18 protein-coding genes are annotated in these 22,316 nt (G+C 70.7%); 12 read left to right on the top strand and 6 right to left on the bottom strand.

The window, feature by feature from the left end; genetic code table 11:
- The first annotated feature begins 124 nt into the window (after positions 1 to 124).
- Positions 125 to 1,693: a S8 family serine peptidase gene (locus tag OG266_RS15230; RefSeq protein WP_266454882.1), complete on the top strand. Its 1,569-nt coding sequence runs from the start codon at positions 125 to 127 to the stop codon at positions 1,691 to 1,693.
- A 28-nt stretch (positions 1,694 to 1,721) separates the two neighbouring features.
- Here OG266_RS15230 and OG266_RS15225 read toward each other — a convergent pair whose 3' ends face one another.
- Positions 1,722 to 2,921, bottom strand: a complete 1,200-nt coding sequence (locus OG266_RS15225; RefSeq protein WP_371552795.1) for a serpin family protein — start codon at positions 2,919 to 2,921, stop codon at positions 1,722 to 1,724.
- 178 nt (positions 2,922 to 3,099) lie between these two features.
- On the opposite strand from OG266_RS15225, the gene OG266_RS15220 reads away from it, so the two are divergent.
- The 6 genes from OG266_RS15220 to OG266_RS15195 all read left to right on the top strand — a co-directional run bounded on the left by OG266_RS15220 (position 3,100) and on the right by OG266_RS15195 (position 9,739).
- A complete protein-coding gene (locus tag OG266_RS15220) occupies positions 3,100 to 4,329 on the top strand; it encodes a DUF4190 domain-containing protein (protein ID WP_371546161.1) in 1,230 nt (409 codons plus the stop codon).
- Between the two features lie 147 nt (positions 4,330 to 4,476).
- A complete protein-coding gene (locus OG266_RS15215; protein ID WP_329545698.1) occupies positions 4,477 to 5,229 on the top strand; it encodes a GntR family transcriptional regulator in 753 nt (250 codons plus the stop codon).
- Between the two features lie 354 nt (positions 5,230 to 5,583).
- On the top strand, positions 5,584 to 5,766 hold the full coding sequence (locus OG266_RS15210; RefSeq protein WP_266454873.1) for an SPOR domain-containing protein: 183 nt from the start codon (positions 5,584 to 5,586) through the stop codon (positions 5,764 to 5,766).
- A gap of 54 nt (positions 5,767 to 5,820) precedes the next feature.
- Positions 5,821 to 6,234, top strand: coding sequence for a (deoxy)nucleoside triphosphate pyrophosphohydrolase (locus OG266_RS15205; RefSeq protein ID WP_371546158.1), 414 nt, complete (start codon positions 5,821 to 5,823; stop codon positions 6,232 to 6,234).
- A 168-nt stretch (positions 6,235 to 6,402) separates the two neighbouring features.
- The gene (locus OG266_RS15200; protein WP_371546157.1) at positions 6,403 to 6,834 is read left to right on the top strand and encodes an ATP-binding protein; all 432 of its coding nucleotides are present in this window, start codon (positions 6,403 to 6,405) and stop codon (positions 6,832 to 6,834) included.
- A 265-nt stretch (positions 6,835 to 7,099) separates the two neighbouring features.
- Positions 7,100 to 9,739, top strand: a complete 2,640-nt coding sequence (locus OG266_RS15195) for a SpoIIE family protein phosphatase (RefSeq protein WP_371546155.1) — start codon at positions 7,100 to 7,102, stop codon at positions 9,737 to 9,739.
- A gap of 178 nt (positions 9,740 to 9,917) precedes the next feature.
- Here OG266_RS15195 and OG266_RS15190 read toward each other — a convergent pair whose 3' ends face one another.
- Positions 9,918 to 11,306, bottom strand: a complete 1,389-nt coding sequence (locus OG266_RS15190) for a hypothetical protein (protein ID WP_371546153.1) — start codon at positions 11,304 to 11,306, stop codon at positions 9,918 to 9,920.
- A gap of 1,155 nt (positions 11,307 to 12,461) precedes the next feature.
- Here OG266_RS15190 and OG266_RS15185 point away from each other — a divergent pair.
- The 4 genes from OG266_RS15185 (at position 12,462) to OG266_RS15170 (ending at position 15,730) form a co-directional block, all read left to right on the top strand.
- On the top strand, positions 12,462 to 13,754 hold the full coding sequence (locus tag OG266_RS15185) for a hypothetical protein (RefSeq protein WP_371546151.1): 1,293 nt from the start codon (positions 12,462 to 12,464) through the stop codon (positions 13,752 to 13,754).
- Positions 13,755 to 13,800: 46 nt separating this feature from the next.
- Entirely contained in the window at positions 13,801 to 14,112 is a 312-nt protein-coding gene (locus OG266_RS15180; RefSeq protein WP_371546150.1) for a hypothetical protein, read from the top strand.
- Positions 14,113 to 14,205: 93 nt separating this feature from the next.
- Positions 14,206 to 14,529 (top strand): hypothetical protein, encoded by a 324-nt coding sequence (locus tag OG266_RS15175; protein WP_266454858.1) that lies wholly within the window; start codon positions 14,206 to 14,208, stop codon positions 14,527 to 14,529.
- A 259-nt stretch (positions 14,530 to 14,788) separates the two neighbouring features.
- Complete coding sequence (locus OG266_RS15170; protein ID WP_329545692.1) at positions 14,789 to 15,730, top strand: class I SAM-dependent methyltransferase; 942 nt, start codon at positions 14,789 to 14,791, stop codon at positions 15,728 to 15,730.
- A gap of 28 nt (positions 15,731 to 15,758) precedes the next feature.
- Here the strand turns inward: OG266_RS15170 and OG266_RS15165 are convergent, their stop codons facing one another.
- The 4 genes from OG266_RS15165 to OG266_RS15150 are packed head-to-tail and all read right to left on the bottom strand — an operon-like array spanning position 15,759 to position 19,632.
- Positions 15,759 to 16,535 carry a succinate dehydrogenase/fumarate reductase iron-sulfur subunit gene (locus tag OG266_RS15165; protein WP_266454856.1) on the bottom strand — a complete coding sequence of 259 codons (777 nt, stop codon included), beginning with the start codon at positions 16,533 to 16,535 and terminating at the stop codon, positions 15,759 to 15,761.
- Positions 16,532 to 18,472, bottom strand: coding sequence for a fumarate reductase/succinate dehydrogenase flavoprotein subunit (locus OG266_RS15160; RefSeq protein ID WP_371546147.1), 1,941 nt, complete (start codon positions 18,470 to 18,472; stop codon positions 16,532 to 16,534). Before OG266_RS15160 ends, OG266_RS15165 begins: the two co-directional genes overlap by 4 nt.
- Positions 18,472 to 19,293, bottom strand: coding sequence for a hypothetical protein (locus OG266_RS15155; RefSeq protein ID WP_266454852.1), 822 nt, complete (start codon positions 19,291 to 19,293; stop codon positions 18,472 to 18,474). The genes OG266_RS15160 and OG266_RS15155 overlap by 1 nt, the downstream gene beginning before the upstream one ends.
- Before the next feature lie 51 nt (positions 19,294 to 19,344).
- On the bottom strand, positions 19,345 to 19,632 hold the full coding sequence (locus tag OG266_RS15150; RefSeq protein ID WP_266454850.1) for a hypothetical protein: 288 nt from the start codon (positions 19,630 to 19,632) through the stop codon (positions 19,345 to 19,347).
- Positions 19,633 to 20,062: 430 nt separating this feature from the next.
- On the opposite strand from OG266_RS15150, the gene OG266_RS15145 reads away from it, so the two are divergent.
- The gene (locus OG266_RS15145) at positions 20,063 to 22,306 is read left to right on the top strand and encodes an ABC transporter family substrate-binding protein (RefSeq protein WP_371546145.1); all 2,244 of its coding nucleotides are present in this window, start codon (positions 20,063 to 20,065) and stop codon (positions 22,304 to 22,306) included.
- Positions 22,307 to 22,316: the final 10 nt, after the last annotated feature.

Genomic DNA, 22,316 nt, shown 5'->3' with positions numbered 1-22,316 from the left:
AGCGGGTTGACATGACCCTGCCTCTATCGCTGTCTCTTTCGCGTCTGTGCACCCCCCACCAGCGCACCACCGATTTCTGTACCACCCCCCACCAGCGCACCACCGATTGAGGAGGATCCCTCAGATGGCAGTGATGCGTCACACCCGCCGAAGACTGGCCGGCATAGCAAGCGCGGCCCTCGTCCTCGGAGTCGTCTCCGCTCTCCCCGCGAACGCGGCACCGGAGCGAGTAGGACAGATCCAGTACGCGGGCGCGGCCAACGCGGTCGCCGACAGCTACATCGTGACCCTCAAGGCGGACGCCGCGAAGGCCGGTTCCACCGAGGGCAAGGCCCTCGCCAAGGAGTACGGCGCCACGATCGAGCGTACGTACAAGAAGGCGCTCAACGGCTACGCGGTCGAGGCCACCGCGGCCGAGGCGAAGGCGTTCGCCGCCGACCCGGCCGTCGCCTCCGTGGTCCAGAACCGCACCTTCCACATCAATGCGACGCAGCCCAGCCCGCCCTCCTGGGGCCTGGACCGCATCGACCAGAAGACCCTCCCGCTCAACAGCAGCTACACCTACCCGGATTCGGCCGGGACCGGCGTGACCGCGTACATCATCGACACCGGCGTACGCATCACCCACAGCGACTTCGGCGGCCGTGCCTCCTACGGCTACGACGCGGTCGACAACGACAACACCGCGCAGGACGGCAACGGCCACGGCACGCACGTCGCGGGCACGGTCGCCGGAACCTCCTACGGTGTCGCGAAGAAGGCGAAGATCGTCGGCGTCCGCGTCCTCGACAACGCCGGCTCGGGGACGACCGCGGGTGTCGTCGCGGGCATCGACTGGGTCACCCAGAACGCGGTCAAGCCGGCCGTCGCCAACATGTCACTCGGCGGCGGCGCGGACAGCGCACTCGACACGGCCGTCCGCAACTCCATCGCCTCCGGCGTCACCTATGCCATCGCCGCGGGCAACAGCAACGCGAACGCATCGAGTTACTCGCCCGCGCGCGTCACCGAGGCCATCACGGTAGGCGCGACCACGTCGACCGACGCCCGCGCCAGCTACTCCAACTACGGCTCGGTCCTGGACATCTTCGCCCCGGGCTCCTCGATCACCTCGTCCTGGAACACCAGCGACACGGCCACGAACTCCATCTCCGGTACGTCGATGGCGACGCCGCACGTGGCGGGCGCGGCGGCGGTCTACCTGGGCGACAACCCGACGGCCACGCCCGCGCAGGTGGCGACGGGTCTGATCAACAACTCGTCGACCGGTGTGGTCACCAGCCCCGGCACCGGCTCGCCGAACCGGCTGCTCAACGTCGTCGGCGGTACGACGACTCCGCCGCCGACCGGGCCGCGCTTCGAGAACACCGCGGACTACGCGATCGCCGACAACACGACGGTCGAGTCGCCGATCACGGTGAGCGGCGTCACCGGCAACGCTCCTGCGGCGCTGAGTGTGCCTGTGAACATCGTTCACACGTACATCGGTGATCTGCAGGTGCAACTGATCGCGCCCGACGGTACGGCGTACACGCTGAAGGCGTACAGCACCGGCGGCAGCTCCGACAACATCAACACCACGTACTCCGTGAACGCCTCCTCCGAGGTCGCCAACGGCGTGTGGAAGCTGCGGGTCAGTGACAACGCGGCGCAGGACGTGGGGCGGATCGACTCCTGGGCCCTGCAGTTCTGATTCTTGAACCCTGATCAGCGGTAATCGATCACTCGTCCTCGCGGTACGGCTCCGGGTCCGTGACCCAGCCCGCCGCGAGGACGAGGCGTGAGGTGCGGTGCAGGGCGAGGAAGCCGAAGGGACGGTCGAAGACCGCGTCGATCTCCGTCGTCACATAGCGCGGTGCCGGGCGCTCGGAGGGCGCCGCGCCACCGACCGCGGAGATCGCTGTCACGGCGGCGGCGCGGAAGCCCTGGTCGGTGAAGGCGGTGGTGGCCGCCTGCCTCGCGGAGCCCACCGCCAGAGGCTCGGCGCTGACGCCGGGGAAGTGCCCTCGGGAGTCGTCCGTGGCCGTGCCGAGTCCGAACAGCCGGGGCTGCTCCAGCAGATCGTGCTTGGTGGAGAAGTCGAAGGCGACGGTCGCGACAGTCAAGCTGGGCGGTGTCGGGCGGTGGCGGCGCACCCGCCGGACGTCCAGCCCCGGACCCGCCTCTCCGTACGGCAGCCGGTCACCGGGTACGGCCCGATGGCGCCGCCCGAGGATGTCCACGCCTGCCGCGAGCACCTGGCCCGCGCTCATCCGTTCCTCGCCGAGGAGCAGGTGGATGTCGACGCCGGTGGTGCCGAGCACCTTGAGCTCGGTGACGGCTCCCTCGGGGGTGTCCGCCACACCGATCCGGTCCAGCAGGCTGGTCGTCCTCCAGAGCCCGGCCAGTCGCCGGTCCTTCCAGGGACCCGAAGCGGCCGACATGCATTCGGGCTCGAAGGGCCGCAGCCACTGCGTACGCAAGGCCAGCGCACTCGCGAGCACCAGCAGGGTTTCCTCGTGCAGCGGTACGGGCATCCGCTCGATCAGCCCGCCCGTCCGCTTGGCCGCCCACGCGTCGAGCGCCGCCTTGTCCGCCGCGACGTCCCCGCTGAGCACACCGAAGGTGTCCGCGGGCAGCCCCGCCGCCCACTCCTCCCGCAGCGGCAGCGTCCGCCGGGTCCACAGCCCCAGCGCCGCGTCCACGCCCCGTATGCCGCCCAGGGCGCCCAGCAACTCCCGTCCCGCACCGGCCGCTTCACCGGCCGGCAGACCCACCGCCTCCGCCAGCTCCGCCCGGGCCGCGCCGCCCGCTCCGTCCGCGAGGAAGGCGAGCAGCGGCCACACCCCGGCCGCCGAGAACACCGTGCCACCCGAAGTCTGCCCCGCCCATCGCGCGGTCAGCCCGTTGACCGCCCGAATCGTCGCGTTGGTGACCCGCATTCCGCCCCCGCCCGTGCCGCGCTTACGATGCGCCCAGCCGTACGACAGTTCGCACGGAAGTCCGTACGACAGCTCGTACGCAACTCCCGCACCCGCCTGGACTAGGAGCAAGGTACTCGTGGCCATACCCCCGCCGCCCGGCCCCCAGCAGCCTGAGGGCCAGTACCCGCCTCCGGGGATGCCTCAAGGAACGCCACAGGGGACCCCACCGGGCCCTTACCCGCCGCCGTACCCCCAGGGACCGTACGCCCAGGGCCAGTACCCGCAGGGCCCCTATCCCCAGGGCCCGTACCAGCAGCAGCCGTTCCAGCAGCCCTACCAGCCCTGGGGCTCCGGCTACTCGCCGTACAACCGCCCGGTCCCCGTCAACGGGCTCGCGATCTCGGCGCTCGTGCTCGGGGTCCTCTGCTTCCTGCCCGGCGTAGGGCTGCTTCTCGGGATCCTCGCGCTGGTGCAGATCAAGAAGCGGGGCGAGCGCGGCAAGGGGATGGCGATCGGGGGCATGGTGCTGTCCTCGCTCGGCATGGTGCTGGCGCTGCTCGTGGTCGCCACGGGCGGTGCGGGTGAGTTCTGGGACGACTTCAAGGACGCGGCACGCGACTCGGGCGGCAGCGCCTTCTCGCTCGTCAAGGGCGATTGCTTCGACGTGCCGGGCGGTTCGCTGGAGGGCATGACGTACGACGTCGACAAGGTGCCGTGCGCCGGGGAGCACCAGGGCGAGGTGTTCGCGAACTTCGAGATGAGTGAAGGGGACTACCCGGGCGACAGCACCGTCACGGACACGGCCGACGACAAGTGCTACACGCTCCAGGACGCGTACGCGATGGACACCTGGGCCGTCCCGGACGACGTCGACCTGTACTACTTCACGCCGACCCGGCAGAGCTGGCGCATGGGCGACCGGGAGATCACCTGCGTGTTCGGGAACGTCGACGCGGAGATGAGCCTGACCGGCTCGCTGCGCGAGGACGGCACGACGCTCGACCCGGACCAACTCGCCTATCTGGAGGCCGCGCACGTGCTCAACGCGGCGATGGACTCGGCGCCCGCGACGGAGTACGTCGAGGACGATCTGCCGGGTCACCAGAAGTGGGCGACCAGGGTGTCGGACGCGCTCACGGAGCAGGCGGGCATGCTCCGCGGCCACACGTTCGCCCCGGATGCCGCCGAGCCCGTCGCGACCCTCGTGAAGGACCTCGAGGCGGCGCAGAAGGAGTGGGCGAAGGCGGGGGAGTCGGAGGACGTGGACACCTTCTACGTGCACTACGAGAAGGGGTTGGACCTCACCGACCCCGAGAAGACGGTCACCACGCGCGAGGCTCTGGGCCTCGCCACCACCCCGCCGACGTACGGCACGGACGACGGCTCGGTGGACGACGGCGGAGATGGCACCGGCCAGGAGGTGTGACGGCCGCTATAACGGGGAGAAAGTGCCTGGGTAAAGCCCTTGGGGGGCGCAAGTCATCACATCGAGTGATTCTCTGGCCTTTGCTTGCATGGCACAACCCACGGTTGCCAGGCTGTTGCTGTCTGTACAACCTGATGGGAGCGGCCAGTGACTTTCGGTGAGCAGCCGGCGTACCTGCGTGTCGCGGGTGATCTCCGCAAGAAGATCGTCGACGGTTCGCTGCCACCGCACACCCGCCTCCCCTCGCAGGCCAGAATCCGAGAGGAGTACGGCGTCTCGGACACGGTCGCGCTGGAGGCGCGGAAGGTGCTGATGGCCGAGGGCCTGGTCGAGGGCCGTTCCGGGTCGGGCACGTACGTGCGGGAGCGTCCGGTGCCGCGCAGCGTCGCCCGCACGGGGTACCGCCCGGACAGCGGCGCGACCCCGTTCCGCCAGGAGCAGGCCGACGTCTCCGCCCGCGGCACCTGGGAGTCCCACAGCCGGCAGGTCGAGGCGAGCGTCGCGATCGCCGAGCGGCTCTCCCTCCGGCCCGGCGACCGCGTGATGTGCACGAACTACGTCTTCCGGGACGCGGGCGAGGCGATGATGCTCTCCACGTCCTGGGAGCCCCTCGCCGTCACGGGCCGTACGCCGGTGATGCTCCCCGAGGAGGGCCCGCTCGGCGGCATGGGCGTGGTCGAGCGCATGGCGGCCATCGACGTGATCGTGGACAACGTCACGGAGGAGGTGGGGGCGCGCCCAGGTCTCGCGGAGGAACTCCTCGCGCTGGGCGGTGTTCCCGGGCACGTGGTCGTCGTCATCCAGCGGACGTTCTTCGCGTCGGGGCGTCCGGTCGAGACGGCGGATGTCGTCGTGCCGGCGGACCGGTACCGGATCGCGTATCACCTGCCGGTGAAGTAGCCGCCTGTCGGTGAAGTGGCCGCCTTCGTGAAGTAGCCCTCCAGTAGGGCCCGGTCTTCGTGAAGTAGTCCTCAGTAGGGCCCGGTTGGAATCTGGCCTTTCTCAATGGCCTTGCCCCGCTTTGGCTTTGCCCTGCTGAGGGGCGCGTGGAGAGCGGTCGACGGCGCGTTCGACGGCGTGCCCCCCCGTGCTCAAGTCCACATCCTGGCTTGTTGCGTACCCCGTTGTGTACCTCTTTGTGAAAAGCCGTATTCGCTGCGTGAAGGTTAGGCGTAGGCTCGGGCATATGCGGATTGCGGTTTCGTTAGAGGGCGGGGCACGGCGGGGGCCCGGGGCGGGAAGTGGAGGGGTTTGATGAACGACGGCACGATCACTCTTCCCTGGCTCGTCATACGACAGGACGACAACGGCAATCGCTACCGCGTGGGCAGGTATGCGACCAGGGCCGAAGCCCAGAAGATCGCGGACAGCCTCGACGACCGCGGACACAAGCAGTTGTACTGGGTCGAGCGGATCGGGCAGAACGGAACCAGGTGATCCGGCAGGGGTGGGCGCCCGGGAGGCGGGGGCCGCTCCCGTAGGCTCCGGCGCATGACCGAACGGATCGTGGTGGTCGGAGCCGCTCTGCTGAACGGCGGTCGACTGCTGGCCGCCCGCCGCAGCGCGCCCCCGGAGCTGGCCGGACGCTGGGAGCTCCCCGGCGGCAAGGTCGAACCGGGCGAGACCCCCGAACAGGCTCTGGCACGCGAACTGCACGAGGAACTCGGCATCGCGGCGGCACCGGTCGGCCGCGTCCCGGGGGAGTGGCCCCTGAAGCTGCCGTACGTCCTCCAGGTGTGGACCGCGCGACTGCTCCCCGGCTCGGACGATCCGAAGCCGCTCCAGGACCACGACGAGCTCCGCTGGCTGACGCCGGACGAGATCTGGGACGTGGACTGGCTGGACCAGGACGTGCCCGCGGTGAAGGCGACGCTGCTCGGGTGGGGCAGCGGGGCCCAGGCGTAGTGACCCCCTCGCAGAGTCGGCCTCCGTGGCGGCGATCGGGAGGTGAGCGGGCGCGTTCGGCGGCCTTTGTTCGTCGGTTCGTACGCCGTTCGCGCCACAGTGCGCCATCGGTTGCGGTAGGGCGTCCTGCATATCGGGTATGTGCCCATTAACCCCACGAAACCGGACATGGGTGTATTCCTGGCCTGGGAAGTGATCGGCGTGATCGACACCGAAGGCGACTGCGCCGAGTGGAGCTTCCCCGCGGAGCCGGGTGCCGTCCGCACCGCTCGCGCCGTCGTCCGGGGCCAGCTGCGGGACTGGGAGTTGGAATCCCTCGCCGATATCACCGCGCTGCTGGTCAGCGAGCTGGTGACGAATTCCCTCCGGCACGCCACGGGCCCCATCGGCGTACGTCTTGTGCGGCCCGCCGGAATGCCGGACGCCCTGCTGGTGGAGGTCTCCGACCCGCTGCCGGACCCGCCCCGTGAACGGTCCGCCGACGCCGACGACGAAAGCGGCCGCGGACTCCAGCTCGTGGCCCGCTCCTCGCGGCGCTGGGGCACCCGTCCAGGGGACACCGGCAAGACCGTCTGGTTCGAGCTTGCGGTGCCCGGGTGATGGGGATCGATGTCTGGGTGAGTGTGATCGGTGCGGGGAGCCGGGTGACCGAATGGTTCAGGCCACTGGAACTGGCCGGACTCTTTGATTCGACGGGGTGCCACCTGGTTAGAAGACTGGGAGTATGTCGCGGCCGGTCCAAAAACCATCGGGACCGTGCTGTGATCGTGAACACCGTGTTGTGCGGCGCCGTAGTGCTGGATACTGCGGGCAGCCGCCCCCGGTGACCGGTGCCGGACGCGGTGAGCTGGAGGGGACGGTTCGCGTGAGCGAGATACCAGCGAAGGCCACGGAGTCCGAGGACCCGTCGGGCGGCGCGAGGGCTGACGCCGTGGGCGATTCCGCCGTGGGTGACTCCGTTGTGGGCCGATCCGCCTTGGACGAGGGGATGGGCGACGCCAGAGGCGACAGGGCGGGCGACGCGATGTGGCAGAGCAGTCCGCCCGGCTCGATCTACGACTACATCAAGGTCGCGTCGTTCTCCATAGGTGCCGACGGGCTGGTCGACCAGTGGAGTCTGCGTGCGGAGCAGCTCTTCGGGATATCCGCGGAGCGCGCCGTCGGCATGGACCCCATCGCCGCGTTCGTCGCACCCGACCGGCGTGACTTCGGGCACCGCAAGATGGCGGAGATCCTGGACGGCCGCGAGTGGACCGGCGTGGTTCCCTTCCGGATGCCCCCCACCGAGGGGGACCAGGAGGGCGCCGAAGGCCTCGCCGAGGTCTATGTGATGCCTACCACTACGGAGGACGGTGAGAGGGCCGCCGTATGCATCGTCGTCGACGTCCGCACCCTCCGCCGGATCGAGACCGACCTCGCCGCATCGCAGGCAATTTTCGGCCAATCTCCGTTCGGCTTCCTCCTGATCGACACGGACCTGCGGGTCCGCCGCGCCAACCAGCGGTTCGCCTCGACCTTCGGCGGCACTCCCGCCGACCACCGCGGGCGCGGCGTCCACGACTATCTGCCGCGCGCGGAGGCCGAGCGGGTCGCCGCCACGCTGCGCCGGGTCCTGGAGACCGGCGACTCCATCACGGACATGCACGTCACCGGCCATGTGCCCGGATCCGACGAACGCCGGCACTGGTCCATCAACCTCTACCGCGTGCACAGCGGCAGCGGCCGCCCCATCGGCATCGCCTGGCTCGGAACCGACATCACGGCCCGCCGTGCAGCAGCCCGTGAAGCGGCCTCCGCGCGGCGCAATCTCGCCCTTCTGAACGAGGCCGGCGCTCGCATAGGCAACTCCCTCGACCTGGAGACCACCGCCCGCGAACTCCTCGACGTCGTCGTCCCCGGCTTCTGCGACCTCGCCACCGTCGACCTCTACCAGGGACTCCTGGCCGGCGACGAAACCCCGCCCGGGCTCGCCGACGGCAGCGCCGAACTGCGCCGCGTCGCCTTCGCCAGCGCCGTCGGCGACCCCGTCGCCGACGGACCCGCGCCCGGCGCCGTCCATCACTTCCCGTTCAACTCGCCCTGCGCGGACGCCCTGCGCACCGCCCGGCCCCAGCACATCCCCGCCGAAGAGGGCGGCCTCATCCAGTCCACGCTCGCCGTGCCGATGGTCGCCCACGACACCGTGGTGGGCCTCGTGCAGTTCTCGCGTACGAAGGGCAGCGAGCCGTTCGGGGAACGGGACCGGTCGCTCGCGGTGGAACTCGCCGCGCGCGCCGCGGTCTGTATCGACAACGCGCGCCTGTACCGCCGTGAGCACGAGCGCGCGCTGATCCTGCAGCGGTCCCTGCTGCCCCCGGGCGACCCCGAGGCCTCCGGTCTGGACATCGCCTGCCGGTACCTGCCCGGCAACGCGGCCACCGAGGTCGGCGGCGACTGGTTCGACGTCATCGAACTCCCCGGCCACCGCACCGCGTTGGTCGTCGGCGATGTCATGGGGCGCGGTCTGCGTGCGGCCGTGGCGATGGGCGAACTGCGTACCGCCGTACGGACTTTGGCCCTTCTCGACCTCGAACCGGCCGAAGTCCTCTCGGCACTGGACGAGATCGCCCGCGGACTCGGTACGCCGGGCGGTGTCCAGCAGGCCACCCGTACGGCCCGCCAGTCCCGCGACGCCGACCTCTCCGAGGTCTACCTCGCCACCTGCGTGTACGCGGTCTACGACTCCGTCACCCGCCGGTGCACCTTCGCCAACGCGGGCCATCTGCCGCCGGTCCTCGTGGAGCCCGGTGAGGCCGCGCTGATGCTCGACGTGCCGCCCGGGATGCCGCTGGGCGTCGGCGGTGAGCCCTTCGAGGAGGTCGAGGTCGAACTTCCCGAGGGTGCTCTTTTGGCGCTCTACACGGATGGACTGGTCGAATCGCGCGACCATCCCCTCGACGAGGGCCTGCAAGCCTTCGTCGGCGCCCTGACCGACCCCTCCAGCCCCCTGGAGGACGTCTGCGACCATGTCCTCAACACCCTCGACACCCACCACGGCGAGGACGACATCGCCCTTCTCATGGCACGTGTCCAGGGGCTGCCCGCCGACTCCGTCGGCGACTGGACCCTGCCGCGTGAGCCGCGCAGCGTGGGGCGCGCCCGTGAGTACGCGCGCACGCAGCTGGTGGCCTGGGGCCTCGAGCCGCTCGTCGACACCGCCGAACTGCTCGTCAGCGAACTCGTCACCAACGCCCTCCGCTATGGCGAGGGTGAGATCAGACTCCGCCTGCTCCTCGACCGGACGCTGGTCTGCGAGGTCTGGGACGCCGGGCTCGTCCAGCCGCGGCGGCGCCGGGCGCGTGACACCGACGAGGGCGGGCGCGGGTTGCAGCTCGTCGGGCTCCTGTCCGCCGGGTGGGGCTCCCGGCGGACGCCGCGCGGCAAGACGGTGTGGTTCGAACTTCCGTTGCCTGATGGGGGAGCGGGGCTGGCGGATCCGGCGGAGGCGTTGCTGAGCCTGTTCTGACTCGGGGGTGTGTTTTTCGCCCCTTCCGCCCCTACTCACCCGTCGGGGCTGGGGTTTCAGCCCGTCCGGCGTTTGAGGACGAGGCCGTTCAGGCCGATAGCGGGGGTCTGGGGGCGGCAGCCCCCAGGTACGGGACGGGTAGGGGCGGAGGGGGCGAAAAACCCACCCCCAGCCCCGTCTACGGCGCCGCCCTCCGCCCCCGCGTCCGCCGTCCGCCGAAGCTCGCGGGCCCACCGCCCGGCAACAGGATCCCCCCGAGCACGGCCCCACCCACCCCCGCCCCCTCCAGCAACGGATGCCCGTACGCCCGTACATCCCGCTCGGCGAGCACCCGCGCCCGCAGGGCGAGAACATCGGCAGCCTGAGCCTCGGAGAGATCACGCCCGAGGCACCGCTCCGCCTCGGCCAACCGGACACGCGCCTCACAACCCACCGCCCCCCGATGCGTACTGACGAAGTCGGCCGCACCGGCAACCGCACTGCGCGCCGGAATGAGGGCACGCTCGACGATCCCGTCGGCGAAATCCGCACCGGCCCGCACCACCCGGCGCAACGCGTCGAGCGGATCGTACGGATCCCCGGCGGACAGCGAACGCCGCACGCCGACGACGACCGACTCGGCGTGCGCGACACGGCCGGGCAGCTCGGGCGAACCGACGGCGGCGCCCTCCAGATGGCCGCGCGCCTTCGCGAGCCCGGTCTCCACCGCGCCGATTGCGGCGGGCAACTGCTGTTCGGCCGCAGCCAGTTCGCCGGCGAGCCGGTCGATGCCGTCGACGAGGACCGCCGCCTGCTCGATGGCACCCTCCGCGGCACGCAGATATGCGGCGGCCCGATCCCCGTCGCCCCGGTCGAGCGACTGCCGCGCCTGGTTGAGGTGCGTCGTCGCGAACAGGAGCCGGTCCTTGGCCTGTTCGACGTGGCCCAGCACGGGGAGGGACGCGGAAGGGGCGTACCGATTGCGGAGCTCGCCGAGCGTCGCCTCGGCGGCCGGCGTGCGCGCGGCGAGCTCACGGAAGCGGGTCTCGGCGTACGCCAGCGCGGCCGGCGCGTTCCGCTCCAGGGCGCGGAGCTGGTCGAACCCGGCCGCCTCCGCGTCCAGCCGTCGCCCGGCCTCCGTGCAGCGCGCGACGACCTCCTCCAGCAGGCGCCGGGCCTCGTCGGGTTCCGGTGCCGCGTCGACCGTCCGCAGCCGCAGCCGGAAGGCCACCGCCAGCTCGGACTTCGCGAACGCCAGCGCCTCCGTGTACGGCTTCACCGCCTCGCTGTCGAACTGGGCCGTGACGTAACCGAGTTCCTCGGCGCTGGTGCGGACGCAGTCGTCGGTCTCCACCAGCAACTGCTGGGCCTGCCGGTCGAGTTCGGCAAGGGGTACGACCCGTGGAGTCACCCCGCCCGGTGTCGTACGGGTCCGCGCGCGCCGCCTGCGCCGCGTGTACGTGTACGCCGTCAGCACCCCCGCCGCACCCACCGCGACGACCGGCAGCACAAGATCCCCGGAGTTCGTCCCGCCGTCACCGGGGGCGGCCTCGTGCGTCGGCGCCCCCGCACTCCGTGCCGCGGTCACCCGATCGTGATCATCGGCATCCACTCGCGCAAGCGGCAGTACCAGCCACCCCACGGCCACCAGCCCGCCGACCACGCCATATACCCCTCGCGCGGCTATGTGCGACGCCGCTCGGCGCGACCGGTTCCGACTCTGGGACGACGTCACATTTGGGAGCGTATGACCGCCCGCCCGCCGCCGCGACCGGGGTGCGCCGAGGTGGGGATGCTTAGGGTACGGAGGATGCGGGGGCGTACAGGAGGGGGCGCGGGGATGGACACGGGGCGGGTGGAAACCGAGGCGGAGGACCGGGCGGGGAGGCCCGGGACGGCGGCGGAAACGGGGGCGGGGGTCGAGCCCGAGGGGCAGGCTCGGGAGAGCGGGGGTGGGCCGGACGCGCCGGGGCCAGCCGCACGGCCGGATGCTGCTGTCGAGGGGGAGCCTGATCCCGAGTCCGGTCCCGAGTCCGGTCCCGAGTCCGGTCCCGAGTCCGGTCCCGAGTCCGGTCCCGAGTCCGGTCCCGAGTCCGGTCCCGAGTCCGGTCCCGAGTCCGGTCCCGAGTCCGGTCCCGAGTCCGGTCCCGAGTCCGGTCCCGAGTCCGGTCCCGAGTCCGGTCCCGAGTCCGGTCCCGAGTCCGGTCCCGAGTCCGGTCCCGAGTCCGGTCCCGAGTCCGGTCCCGAGTCCGGGTCCGGGTTCGGTCGCGAGTCCGGGTCCGGGTTCGGTCCCGAGTCCGGGCCCGAGGCCCAATCCGAGCCTGCGCCTGTACCTACACCTGCGCCTGACTCCGAGTCCGTGCCTGACTCCGACTCGGAGTCCGCGTCTGCGTCTGCGTCTGCGCGCGAGATTGCGATCGGGCCTGCACCTGCGCCCGAACCTGAGGCCGGGCCTGCACCCGAGCCTGGGCCTGTGCCTGCGGCCGAGTCCGAGTCCGGGCCTGCGCCTGCGCCTGCGCCTGCGCCCGAGTTTGCGACCGGACCTGCGCCTGAGCCCGGACCTGAGGCCGGGTCCGAACCTGAGGTCGAGCCCGATCCTGAGGCCGGGCCCGAACCTGAGACCAGGCCTGCACCCGAGCCTGGGCCTGCGCTTGCGTCCGAGCCTGCGACCGAGCCCGAGCCCGAGCCCGAGCCCGAGCCCGAGCCCGAGCCCGGGCCTGTGCCCGAGCCCGAGCCCGGGCCTGTGCCCGAGCCCGAGCCCGGGCCTGTGCCCGAGCCCGGGCCTGTGCCCGAGCCCGGGCCTGTGCCCGAGCCCGGGCCTGTGCCCGAGCCTGCGGCCGGGCCTGAGCCCGAGCTTGCGACCGGGCCTGAGCCCGCGCCCGAGCCCGGACCTGCGCCTCCGCCCGGACCCGCACCCGACCCCAACCCCACCCCCCAAGCCGCCCACCCCACCCCCAACTCCGACCCCGACACCCCCAAAGCCCAAACCCCCCGCCCCCACCCCCACCCAGCCCTACGCGCCTGGCGCCACCCCCATCTCCGCTGGCCCAAGCGCATAGCCCTCGGGCTTGTCCTCCTGCTCCTCCTCCCCGCTCTCGGGGCCGGGATCGCGTTGCGGGTGAACTACGCCGGAGACCCGGGTCCCGGTACGCAGACCAGGAACCGTGACGCTCTCTGGCTGGGCCATGCCTGGATCGACGGGCGGAAGGTGGACGCGGATGTCGAGGCGCTCGCGGAGCGGTTGCGGGACAGTGGGATACGGGATCTGTATGTGCACGCGGGGCCGTTGGAGCATGACGGGACTTTGCCCGAGTCGGCGTACCCGCAGGCGGGTTGGCTGATCGAGGCCGTGCATCGTGAGTTGCCCGGCGTACGGGTGCAGGCCTGGCTGGGGGATGTGCTGGCCAGTGAGGGGCCGGACGGGCTGCGGCTGGAGCGGGAGGAGACGCGGGCCGCCGTGGTCGGGTCCACCGAGCAGATCCTCGAGGCCGGTTTCGACGGCGCCCACTTCGACCTGGAGCCGCTGCACTCGGACGACCAGGACTACCTCTCCCTCCTCGACGACCTGCACGCGGTCACCCAGGACCGCGGGGTCCCCCTCTCCGTCGCCGCCCACCAGATCGACCCGTTCCCGGCGGCCAACTCCATCAGGGGCACCCTCACGGGCCACCCCAAGTGGTGGTCCCAGGCCTACTTCGGCCAAGTCGCCCGCCGCGTCGACCAGATCGCCCTCATGTCGTACGACACGGCACTCCCGTTGGAGAGCCTGTACGGCGGTTACGTCGCCCAGCAGACCTCCCTCGCCCTCGAAGTGACCCCGGAATCCACGGACTTGCTGATGGGCCTGCCGTTCTTCCACGAGGACGACCTGAGCCACCACGAGAACGCAGAGACGGTGGAGGCGGCCGTACGCGGCACCCGTCTGGGCCTCTCCCGCACGGACCGCGACCGTGAGCGCTTCGGGGTCGCGCTGTACGTGGACTTCGCGGCGAAGGAGTCGGACTGGGCGGCGTACAGGGAGGGTTGGGTGTCATGATCGATGGTCGGGAGCGCGTGACGTACGCGCGTTCGGAGGGGCTTGGATGGACAGGTACTGGTACTGGGCCGCGGCTGCGGTCCTGCTCGCCTCGTTGAGTTCGGGCCTGTTCGGAGTGCTGGCGATCGCGACCGGTCGGATGCCGTCGTGGCTGCGGCGCCGTACGCCCCGCCGGCCGCGGCTGTGGGGCTACGGCACGGTCTGCTCCAGCGCGGGGCCGGTCCTGTGGTCCGTGTCGTTCATGGTGATCGACTCCGATATCGCCTTCAGTGTCGTCGCCCTTGTCGGATTGGTGCTCATGATCGGGGGCGGCCTGCTCCAGTTGTTCGCCGAGCGGCCCGACCCTGCCCAGCCATGACGGGCGAAGGCTCAGCAGACCCTCCCGCTCCTGGAGGCCCACCGCCCCGCGTGTCATCCTCGGGTTGAGAACGGGCGCACGAGAGGCGGGGCCATGGACTGGCGTTACATGTTGGGACTGGCCGAGGGAGTGGTCCTGGGTGTGTTGTTCTCCGCCGGGATCGCCGCCGTGCGTGGCGGCTGGGTGCCAAGGGCGACGCGGGGGCGTGTCATCCGGCGACGTCTGTGGGGCCAGGGGCTCCTGGTGCTCACCGCTTCCCTCGCGCTTCCGCTGATCGCCCTGGCCCTGCTCGGCGCCGGCGCTCTCTACTTCGCCGCCTCCCTCGCTGGCGGCACCGGAATGATCACCGGTGCCGTGCTGATGCACCGCGCGACCCGTGACCGCCGCCGTGGCCCGGCCACGGCTCGCGCTTCCTGACCTCCCGCCCCGGCTCCGCCACGACTCGCCCCACCCAACGCCCCCACCCCGACCGGGTAACCGCCTCGTCGCCCAGACGTCATGCGAGGTTTCCCTGATCAGTCGCTCGTGTTTGTTGTGACTCTGCTGTGGGCGCCCTACGTTCCTTCGAACACCGCGCCTCCACCGTGCCTGCACGTCGCACCACGGGCGTGCGCACTCCGCCCCCTCGCGCAGGCACCGCAGCACCTCTTCCTATTCCTGTGAGGATCACGGATTCATGCGAGCGTTACTGACCAGCAAGGCTGCCCGGCGCACTCTGCGCCCGATCCTCGAGCTCATCGACCAGCGCATCGAGCGCCAGGTCCGCCGGGCCGTCGCGGACCGCCCCACCGTCGCGCTGAAGAGCGAGAACGGCGCGCTGCAGCGGGAGTTGCAGACGCTGCGCAACCGCCAGCGCCCACTGGAGCTGTTCTTCGACGGGACCGGGCGCGGCGCGTCACGGCTGCCGTCGGCGCCCCATCTCAACCGCACGATCAAGGAACTGGCGGAGGTGGCCGGCGGGGACAAGGCCGACGCGGAGCGCAATGTCGCGCAGGCGTTCCGGCTGCTGATAGCCCTGGAGGCGCTCGGGGTCGGCAGGATCGCCGGCGGCACCATGAACATCGTCGGCAAGCTCGCCGCCGTACCCCTGCTCGACCCGCCGAACGACGAGATGCTGGAGATCGGCACCTTGTACGGAATGTTCGGCGCGGGCCTGATCCGGATGATGGAGCGCGCGGGCCGCGACCCGAGCCTCACGATCGTCGACCCGCTCGCGGGCCTTCAGTTGCAGCCCGGCACCACCATGGGAGGCGATGTGACGGGCACGCCGGTGCGCGAAGCAGCCGTGCGCACCAATCTGGCCATGGCGGGCGCGGCCGGCGCCGCGACCCGTATCCAGCAGGGCTTCTCCGAGGACCCCGAGGTGCGCGCCCTGGTCTCCGACCGCTCCTACGGAGTGATCATCGTCGACGGTGACCACTCCGCCGCCGGTGTCCTCGCGGACCTGGAGTGGGCCGAGCAGATCGTCGCCCCCGGCGGCATCGTCGTACTGGACGACTTCGGGCACCCCAAGTGGCCCGGAATCAAAGAGGCCTTCGAGAAGCACATGACCACCGACACCCGGCTGAAGTTCCTCGGCCAGGTGGCGCACTCGGGCTATCTGCGGGCGGCGGAGTGAGGGCGCGCACCTGAGAGGGGCGCGCGCCTCAGGGTGACTTGGGCCGTCGGGCGATCTTCGACCCCAGCCACACCAGCGGGTCGTACTTGCGGTCGATGGCCCGCTCCTTCAAGGGGATCAGCGCATTGTCCGTGATCTTGATGCCCTCGGGGCAGACCTCGGTGCAGCACTTGGTGATGTTGCAGTAGCCGAGGCCGTGTTCGTCCTGGGCGGTGCGTTTGCGGTCCAGGCCGGACTCGGCGGCGGCGTCCAGTGGATGCATGTCGAGTTCGGCCACGCGCATCAGGAAGCGCGGTCCCGCGAACGCCGTTTTGTTCTCCTCGTGGTCCCGGACGACATGGCAGGTGTCCTGGCACAGGAAGCACTCGATGCACTTGCGGAACTCCTGCGAACGGTCCACGTCCGCCTGCTGCATCCGGTACTCGCCCAGGCCCAGTCCGGCCGGCGGCACGAAGGCCGGGACCTCGCGCGCCTTCGCGTAGTTGAAGCCCACGTCCGTGACGAGATCCCGTATGACGGGGAAGGCGCGCAGGGGAGTGACGGTGATCGTCTCCTCCGGCGTGAACACCGACATCCGCGTCATGCACAGCAGTCGCGGGCGCCCGTTGACCTCGGCGGAACACGAACCGCACTTGCCCGCCTTGCAGTTCCAGCGCACGGCGAGGTCCGGGGCCTGGGTCGCCTGGAGGCGGTGGATGATGTCAAGGACCACCTCACCGTCGTTGACCTCGACCTCGAAGTCCTTCAGGCCGCCGCCCTTCACATCCCCGCGCCACACCTTGAAGCTGGCCTTATAGCTGCTCACTCGTAGAGCTCCTCTTCGGCGAGGTACTTGACCAGCTCCTCCTTCTCGAAGAGGGCCAGCAGGTCGGGGCGGATCGGTTCGGTGGTGTCGCGGGTCAGGTCGATCTGGCCGTGCACGGGGTCGGTCGCCGCCAACCCGCCTGTCGGGTCGGTCAGTTGGCACATGAGGTTGATGCGGCGCCAGGCCCGGTCCATCGCCGGGTGGTCCTCGCGGGTGTGGCCGCCACGGGACTCCGTGCGCTCCAGGGCGGCTCGTGCGACGCATTCGCTGACCAGCAGCATGTTGCGGAGGTCCAGGGCCAGGTGCCAGCCCGGGTTGAACTGGCGGTGCCCCTCCACTCCGGCCCGGCGTGCCCGTACCCGCAGATCCGCGAGCTTCTCCAGGGCCGACTCCATCTCCGCCTCCCGGCGGATGATGCCGACGAGGTCGTTCATCGTCTGCTGGAGCTCCTGGTGGAGGGTGTACGGGTTCTCCGGCGGGCGCCCGTTCTCCTGTCCCGGTTCCGGGCCCTCGGCCGAGAAGGGCCGCAGCGCCTCCGCCGCCGCCGTGTCGACCTGGATCTCGTCCACCGGGGGCCGCTCGCCCAGGTCGGTCGCGTACTGCGCCGCGTGCAGTCCCGCCCGGCGCCCGAACACCAGCAGGTCCGAGAGCGAGTTGCCGCCGAGCCGGTTGGAGCCGTGCATGCCGCCCGCGACCTCGCCGGCCGCGAAGAGCCCGGGTACGCCGCGTGCCGCCGCCGTGTCCGACTCGACCGCGATGCCGCCCATGACGTAGTGGCAGGTGGGGCCGACCTCCATCGCCTCGGCGGTGATGTCGACGTCCGCCAGCTCCTTGAACTGGTGGTACATGGAGGGGAGTCGGCGCCGGATCAGCTCGGCGGGCATCCGGGTGGAGACGTCCAGGAAGACCCCGCCGTGGGGTGTTCCGCGGCCGGCCTTCACCTCGGAGTTGATGGCGCGCGCGACCTCGTCCCGGGGCAGCAGTTCGGGGGGACGCCGGTTGTGGTCCGGGTCCTCGTACCAGCGGTCGCCCTCCTCCTCGGACTGCGCGTACTTCTCCTTGAAGACGTCCGGGATGTAGTCGAACATGAACCGCTTGCCCTCGGAGTTCTTGAGCACCCCGCCGTCGCCGCGCACCGACTCCGTGACGAGGATGCCCTTCACCGACGGCGGCCAGACCATGCCCGTCGGGTGGAACTGCACGAACTCCATGTTGAGGAGCGGGGCGCCCGCCAGCAGGGCCAGCGCGTGCCCGTCGCCCGTGTACTCCCACGAGTTCGACGTCACCTTGAAGGACTTGCCGATGCCGCCGGTCGCGATCACGACCGAGGGCGCTTCGAGGACGAAGAAGCGGCCGGACTCGCGCTCGTAGCAGAAGGCGCCGGAGACACGGCTGCCGTCCTTCAGGATCCTTGTGACGGTGCACTCCTGATACACCTTCAGGCGGCTCTCGTAGTCACCCGTCTCCTTCATGTCCTCCTGCTGGAGGGACACGATCTTCTGCTGGAGGGTCCGGATCAGCTCGAGGCCCGTACGGTCGCCGACGTGCGCAAGCCGTGGGTACTCGTGCCCGCCGAAGTTGCGCTGCGAGATCCGCCCGTCCTTCGTACGGTCGAAGAGGGCACCCCAGGTCTCCAACTCCCATACCCGGTCCGGGGCTTCCTGCGCGTGCAGTTCGGCCATCCGCCACTGGTTGAGGAACTTCCCGCCCCTCATGGTGTCGCGGAAGTGGACCTGCCAGTTGTCGCCGGAGTTGACGTTGCCCATGGCGGCCGCGATACCGCCCTCGGCCATCACCGTGTGCGCCTTGCCGAACAGGGACTTGCAGATCACGGCCGTACGGGCGCCACGCTCGCGCGCCTCGATGGCGGCACGCAGTCCGGCGCCCCCGGCACCGACCACGACGACGTCCCACTCCTGGCGATCGACCACGGACATCAGAAGAACCTCGGATCGTCAAAGGCGCCGGACGCGAGCAGGAAAACGTAGAAGTCGGCGAGCGCCACGCTCACCAACGACGCCCAGGCGAGCAGCATGTGATGGCCGTTCAGTTTCCCGACCCACTGCCACATCCGGTAGCGCACGGGATGCTTGGAGAAGTGTTTGAGCTGTCCGCCGACGATGTGCCGGCAGGAGTGGCAGGACAGGGTGTACGCCCAGATCAGCACGATGTTGAGCAGGAAGACCAGGGTGCCGAGGCCCATGTGGCCCCAGTTGTAGTTCTCGTCGCGGAAGGCGAGCACCGTGTCGTACGTGAGGATCCCGGCGACGAGGATCGCCGCGTAGAAGAAGTACCGGTGCAGGTTCTGGAGCACCAGCGGGAAGCGGGTCTCGCCGGAGTACTTCTTGTGCGGCTCGGCGACCGCGCAGGCCGGCGGGCTCGCCCAGAAGCCGCGGTAGTAGGCCTTGCGGTAGTAGTAGCAGGTCAGCCGGAAGCCGAGCGGGAAGATCAGGATGAGGACGGCGGGGGAGATGCCCCACCAGCTCCCGAAGAGGTCCGCGTTGGGTCCGGCGTGCATGGGCTCGCAGCGGTCCGCCAGACACGGTGAGTAGAACGGCGAGACGTAGGGCGCCGCGTAGTAGTCCGTGTCCGCGAACGCCCGCCATGTCGAGTAGACGATGAAGGCCAGCAGACCGGCCGTGGTGGCGGCGGGCGCCAGCCACCAGCGGTCCGTCCGCAGGTGCGGGGCGGTGATCGCGGCGCGGGTACCGGCGCGTACGCCGCCGCTTTTGGGATGGGGTTCCGTACCAGTGGCCAACTCATGACTCCGGTCGGGTTCGCGTTCGGGTTCCGGATCTCGGGTTCCGGTTCAGGGGGCGTGGCGGTCGCGGGCGCCGAGTCCCTCGTCGTCCGAGTCCGTCCACAGGGTGGTGTCGTAGGGGGTGTCGGGGATCGTGACGAGGTCGGGGCGCCGGGAGGTGGTCAGGCCTGGGGCGGCCTCCTTCAGCAGCGCGACGCTCTCGCGCAGGTGGTCGGCGTCGGTGCGTACGCGGCGCATCTCCAAGCCGCCGCCTATCTGCTGCTCCAGGCGTCCTACCGACCTCGCGAGGTCGTCTAGGCAGCGCTGGACTGACGTCAGGTCGTCTTGCACGGACATGACTTGCCCTCACTTCCGGGGCGGGTCGGCCCGTTGGCGGCAACGTTCATGCGCCTGCGAGTGTTGCGCGTCACATGAGCCCGTGTGAAGGCGTGTGCATGGATTGATGGATCGCGCGCCTCCGTGCGCCGGGGCCGGGGGTGGGTTTTCTCGCCCCCTCCGCCCCTTCCCGTCCCGTTCCTGGGGGCTGCCGCCCCCAGACCCCCGTATCGCGCTGACGCGCTCGTCCTCAAACGCCGGACGGGCTGAAACGGCCGCCCCGGCCCCACGTTCGTTGCGCCGCACGGGTGGGGTTCCGTCCTCCCGTCGCCGTGTCGCGGCCGACGCACCGTCCCCCTCCCCTTCAGTGGGCGCATACATCTGATCAGCTCCATATACCGCCAAACGTGATCAGAAGCCGACAGTAGAGCGCCCCCCGGAGGTTGCAGTGATGTCCCACGACGGCGTCGGACTGCGCGCGGTGATGCGCTCGGTCGCGTTTCTCACCGCGGGCGCGCTCGCGGTACCCCTTCTCTCCGCGTGCAGCGCGGAGGACCCGGCGGGGAAGCCGGTCGCGGGGCAGGACATCGCGCCCGCGACCCGCGACCTGATCGCAGACGGCGGGACCCTCCGCTGGGCCGTGGACGCCGTACCGGAGACGCTGAACACGTTCCAGGCGGACGCGGACGCCGCGACGTCGAGGGTCGCGGGCGCCGTACTGCCCTCGATGTACCGGCTCGACCAGAACGGGCGCCCGCAGGTCAACACCGACTACCTGGAGACCGCGAAGGTCGCCGAGCGCGAGCCCAAGCAGGTCGTGCTGTACAAGCTCAACCAGCAGGCGGTCTGGAGCGACGGCCGCGAGATCGGCGCCGCCGACTTCGCCGCCCAGTGGCGCGCCCTGTCCGGCAAGGACACCGCGTACTGGACGGCCCGCAACGCCGGCTACGACCGCATCGAGAAGATCGAGCGCGGCGCCAACGACCTGGAGGTCAAGGTCACCTTCAGCCGCCCGTACGCCGACTGGAAGTCGCTGTTCTCCCCGCTGTACCCGAAGGACGTCATGGGCACCCCGGACTCCTTCAACGACGGCGCGCGCCGCAAGCTGAAGGTCACCGCGGGCCCCTTCGCGCTGAAGAAGGTCGACCGCGAGGACGGCAAGGTCACCCTCACCCGCAACCCGCGCTGGTGGGGCCGCCCCACCAAGCTCTCCGAGATCGTGCTGCGCGCCGTCCCCCGCGACGAGCGGGCCGCCGCACTCGCCGACGACAAGGTCGACGTGGCCGAGATCGACCCCGCCGAGGCCGAGCGGATCACGCTCGCCGCCCGCGCCAAGGGCAGCACGCCCCTCCAGGGTCCCGGCGCCGCGCTCAGTCCCGCCAAGTCGCTGCGTTCCTGGGCCCGCGCGCACGGCTCCGACGAGGAGGCCGCGGGCGAGGAGACCAGCGCCCGCGAGAAGCGGCGCGAGGCGATGGCGGAGTACGCCGACCAGCAGTCGGCCCTGCGCGGCTTCGTGGTCCGCAAGTCCCTCGAACCCGCCTACACACAGCTCGCCCTCAACGGCTCCGAGGGCCCCCTCGCCGACGAGCGCGTCCGCCGCGCCGTGGCCCGTGCCCTGGACCGCGAGGAACTCGCCAAGGCCGTCCTGGAACCGCTCGGGCTGCCCGCCGTCCCCGTCGGCAGCCACCTCGCGCTCTCCGGCCAGCAGGCGTACGCGGACAACAGCGGCGCCCTCGGCGGGCAGGACACCGCGGAGGCGCAGGCGCTGCTCGCGGACGCCGGGTGGGTGCCCGGCGGGCCGGTCAAGGAGCAGAAGAAGAAGGAGAAGGCGGCCGGGTCCGAGGGCGAGAAGGCGGACGCGGACTCCGAGGAGGGCTCCGGCGACGGGACGTACATCGTCGGTGACGACAACAAGCCCGCCGAGGCCGACCGGGAGAAGAAGAAGGACCCCAAGGACCACTCCAAGAAGCAGTCGGGGCAGTACGCGGACGAGCGCGCCGGCAAACACCTCGACGGCAAGCAGTACGGGCGCAAGGAAGCCAAGCAGGGCGGAGCGCCCGGCGCGTACGCCCCCAAGGGCACGGCCGCCCCTGCTGGCGCCGCGGCCGCAGCGCTCGCCAAGGACGGCAAGCCGCTGACGCTCCGCTTCGTGGTGCCCTCGGGCCCCGGTTCGGAGTCGCTGCGCACGGTCGCCGACCGCATCTCGCGGATGCTGGAGCGCATCGGCATCCGTACGGAGATGACCAGGGTCCCGGACGACAGCTACTTCAAGGACCACATCGCGTCCGGCGAGTACGACCTGGCGCTGTACTCCTGGCCCGCCTCCGCCTTCCCGGCCACCGACGCCCGCCCGATCTACTCCAAGCCGGTACCGGCCGCCGACGGCTCCCTCACCGTCGAGCAGAACTACACCCGCGTCGGCACCGACCAGGTCGACCAGCTCTTCGACCAGGCCATCGCCACCCTCGACGAGGCCGAGGGACGCTCCCTGGTCCGCAAGGCCGACGCCCGCATCTGGGCCGCCGCCGGATCGATTCCCCTCTACCAACGCCCCCAGCTGACAGCCGCCCGCACCAACCTCGCCAACACCGGCGCCTTCGGCTTCCAGACCCCCGTCTACGAGGACATGGGCTTCCTGAGGAAGGGCGCGAAGCCCGCGGAGAAGTCACCGGGGGCGGAGAAGAAGGACAAGTAGTCCTCCACTC

The organism is Streptomyces sp. NBC_00554 (genome assembly GCF_041431135.1).
Classification (GTDB): Bacteria; Actinomycetota; Actinomycetes; order Streptomycetales; family Streptomycetaceae; genus Streptomyces.
Note: the sequence above shows the minus strand (reverse complement) of the source record. Positions and strands in the feature narration are given on the sequence as shown.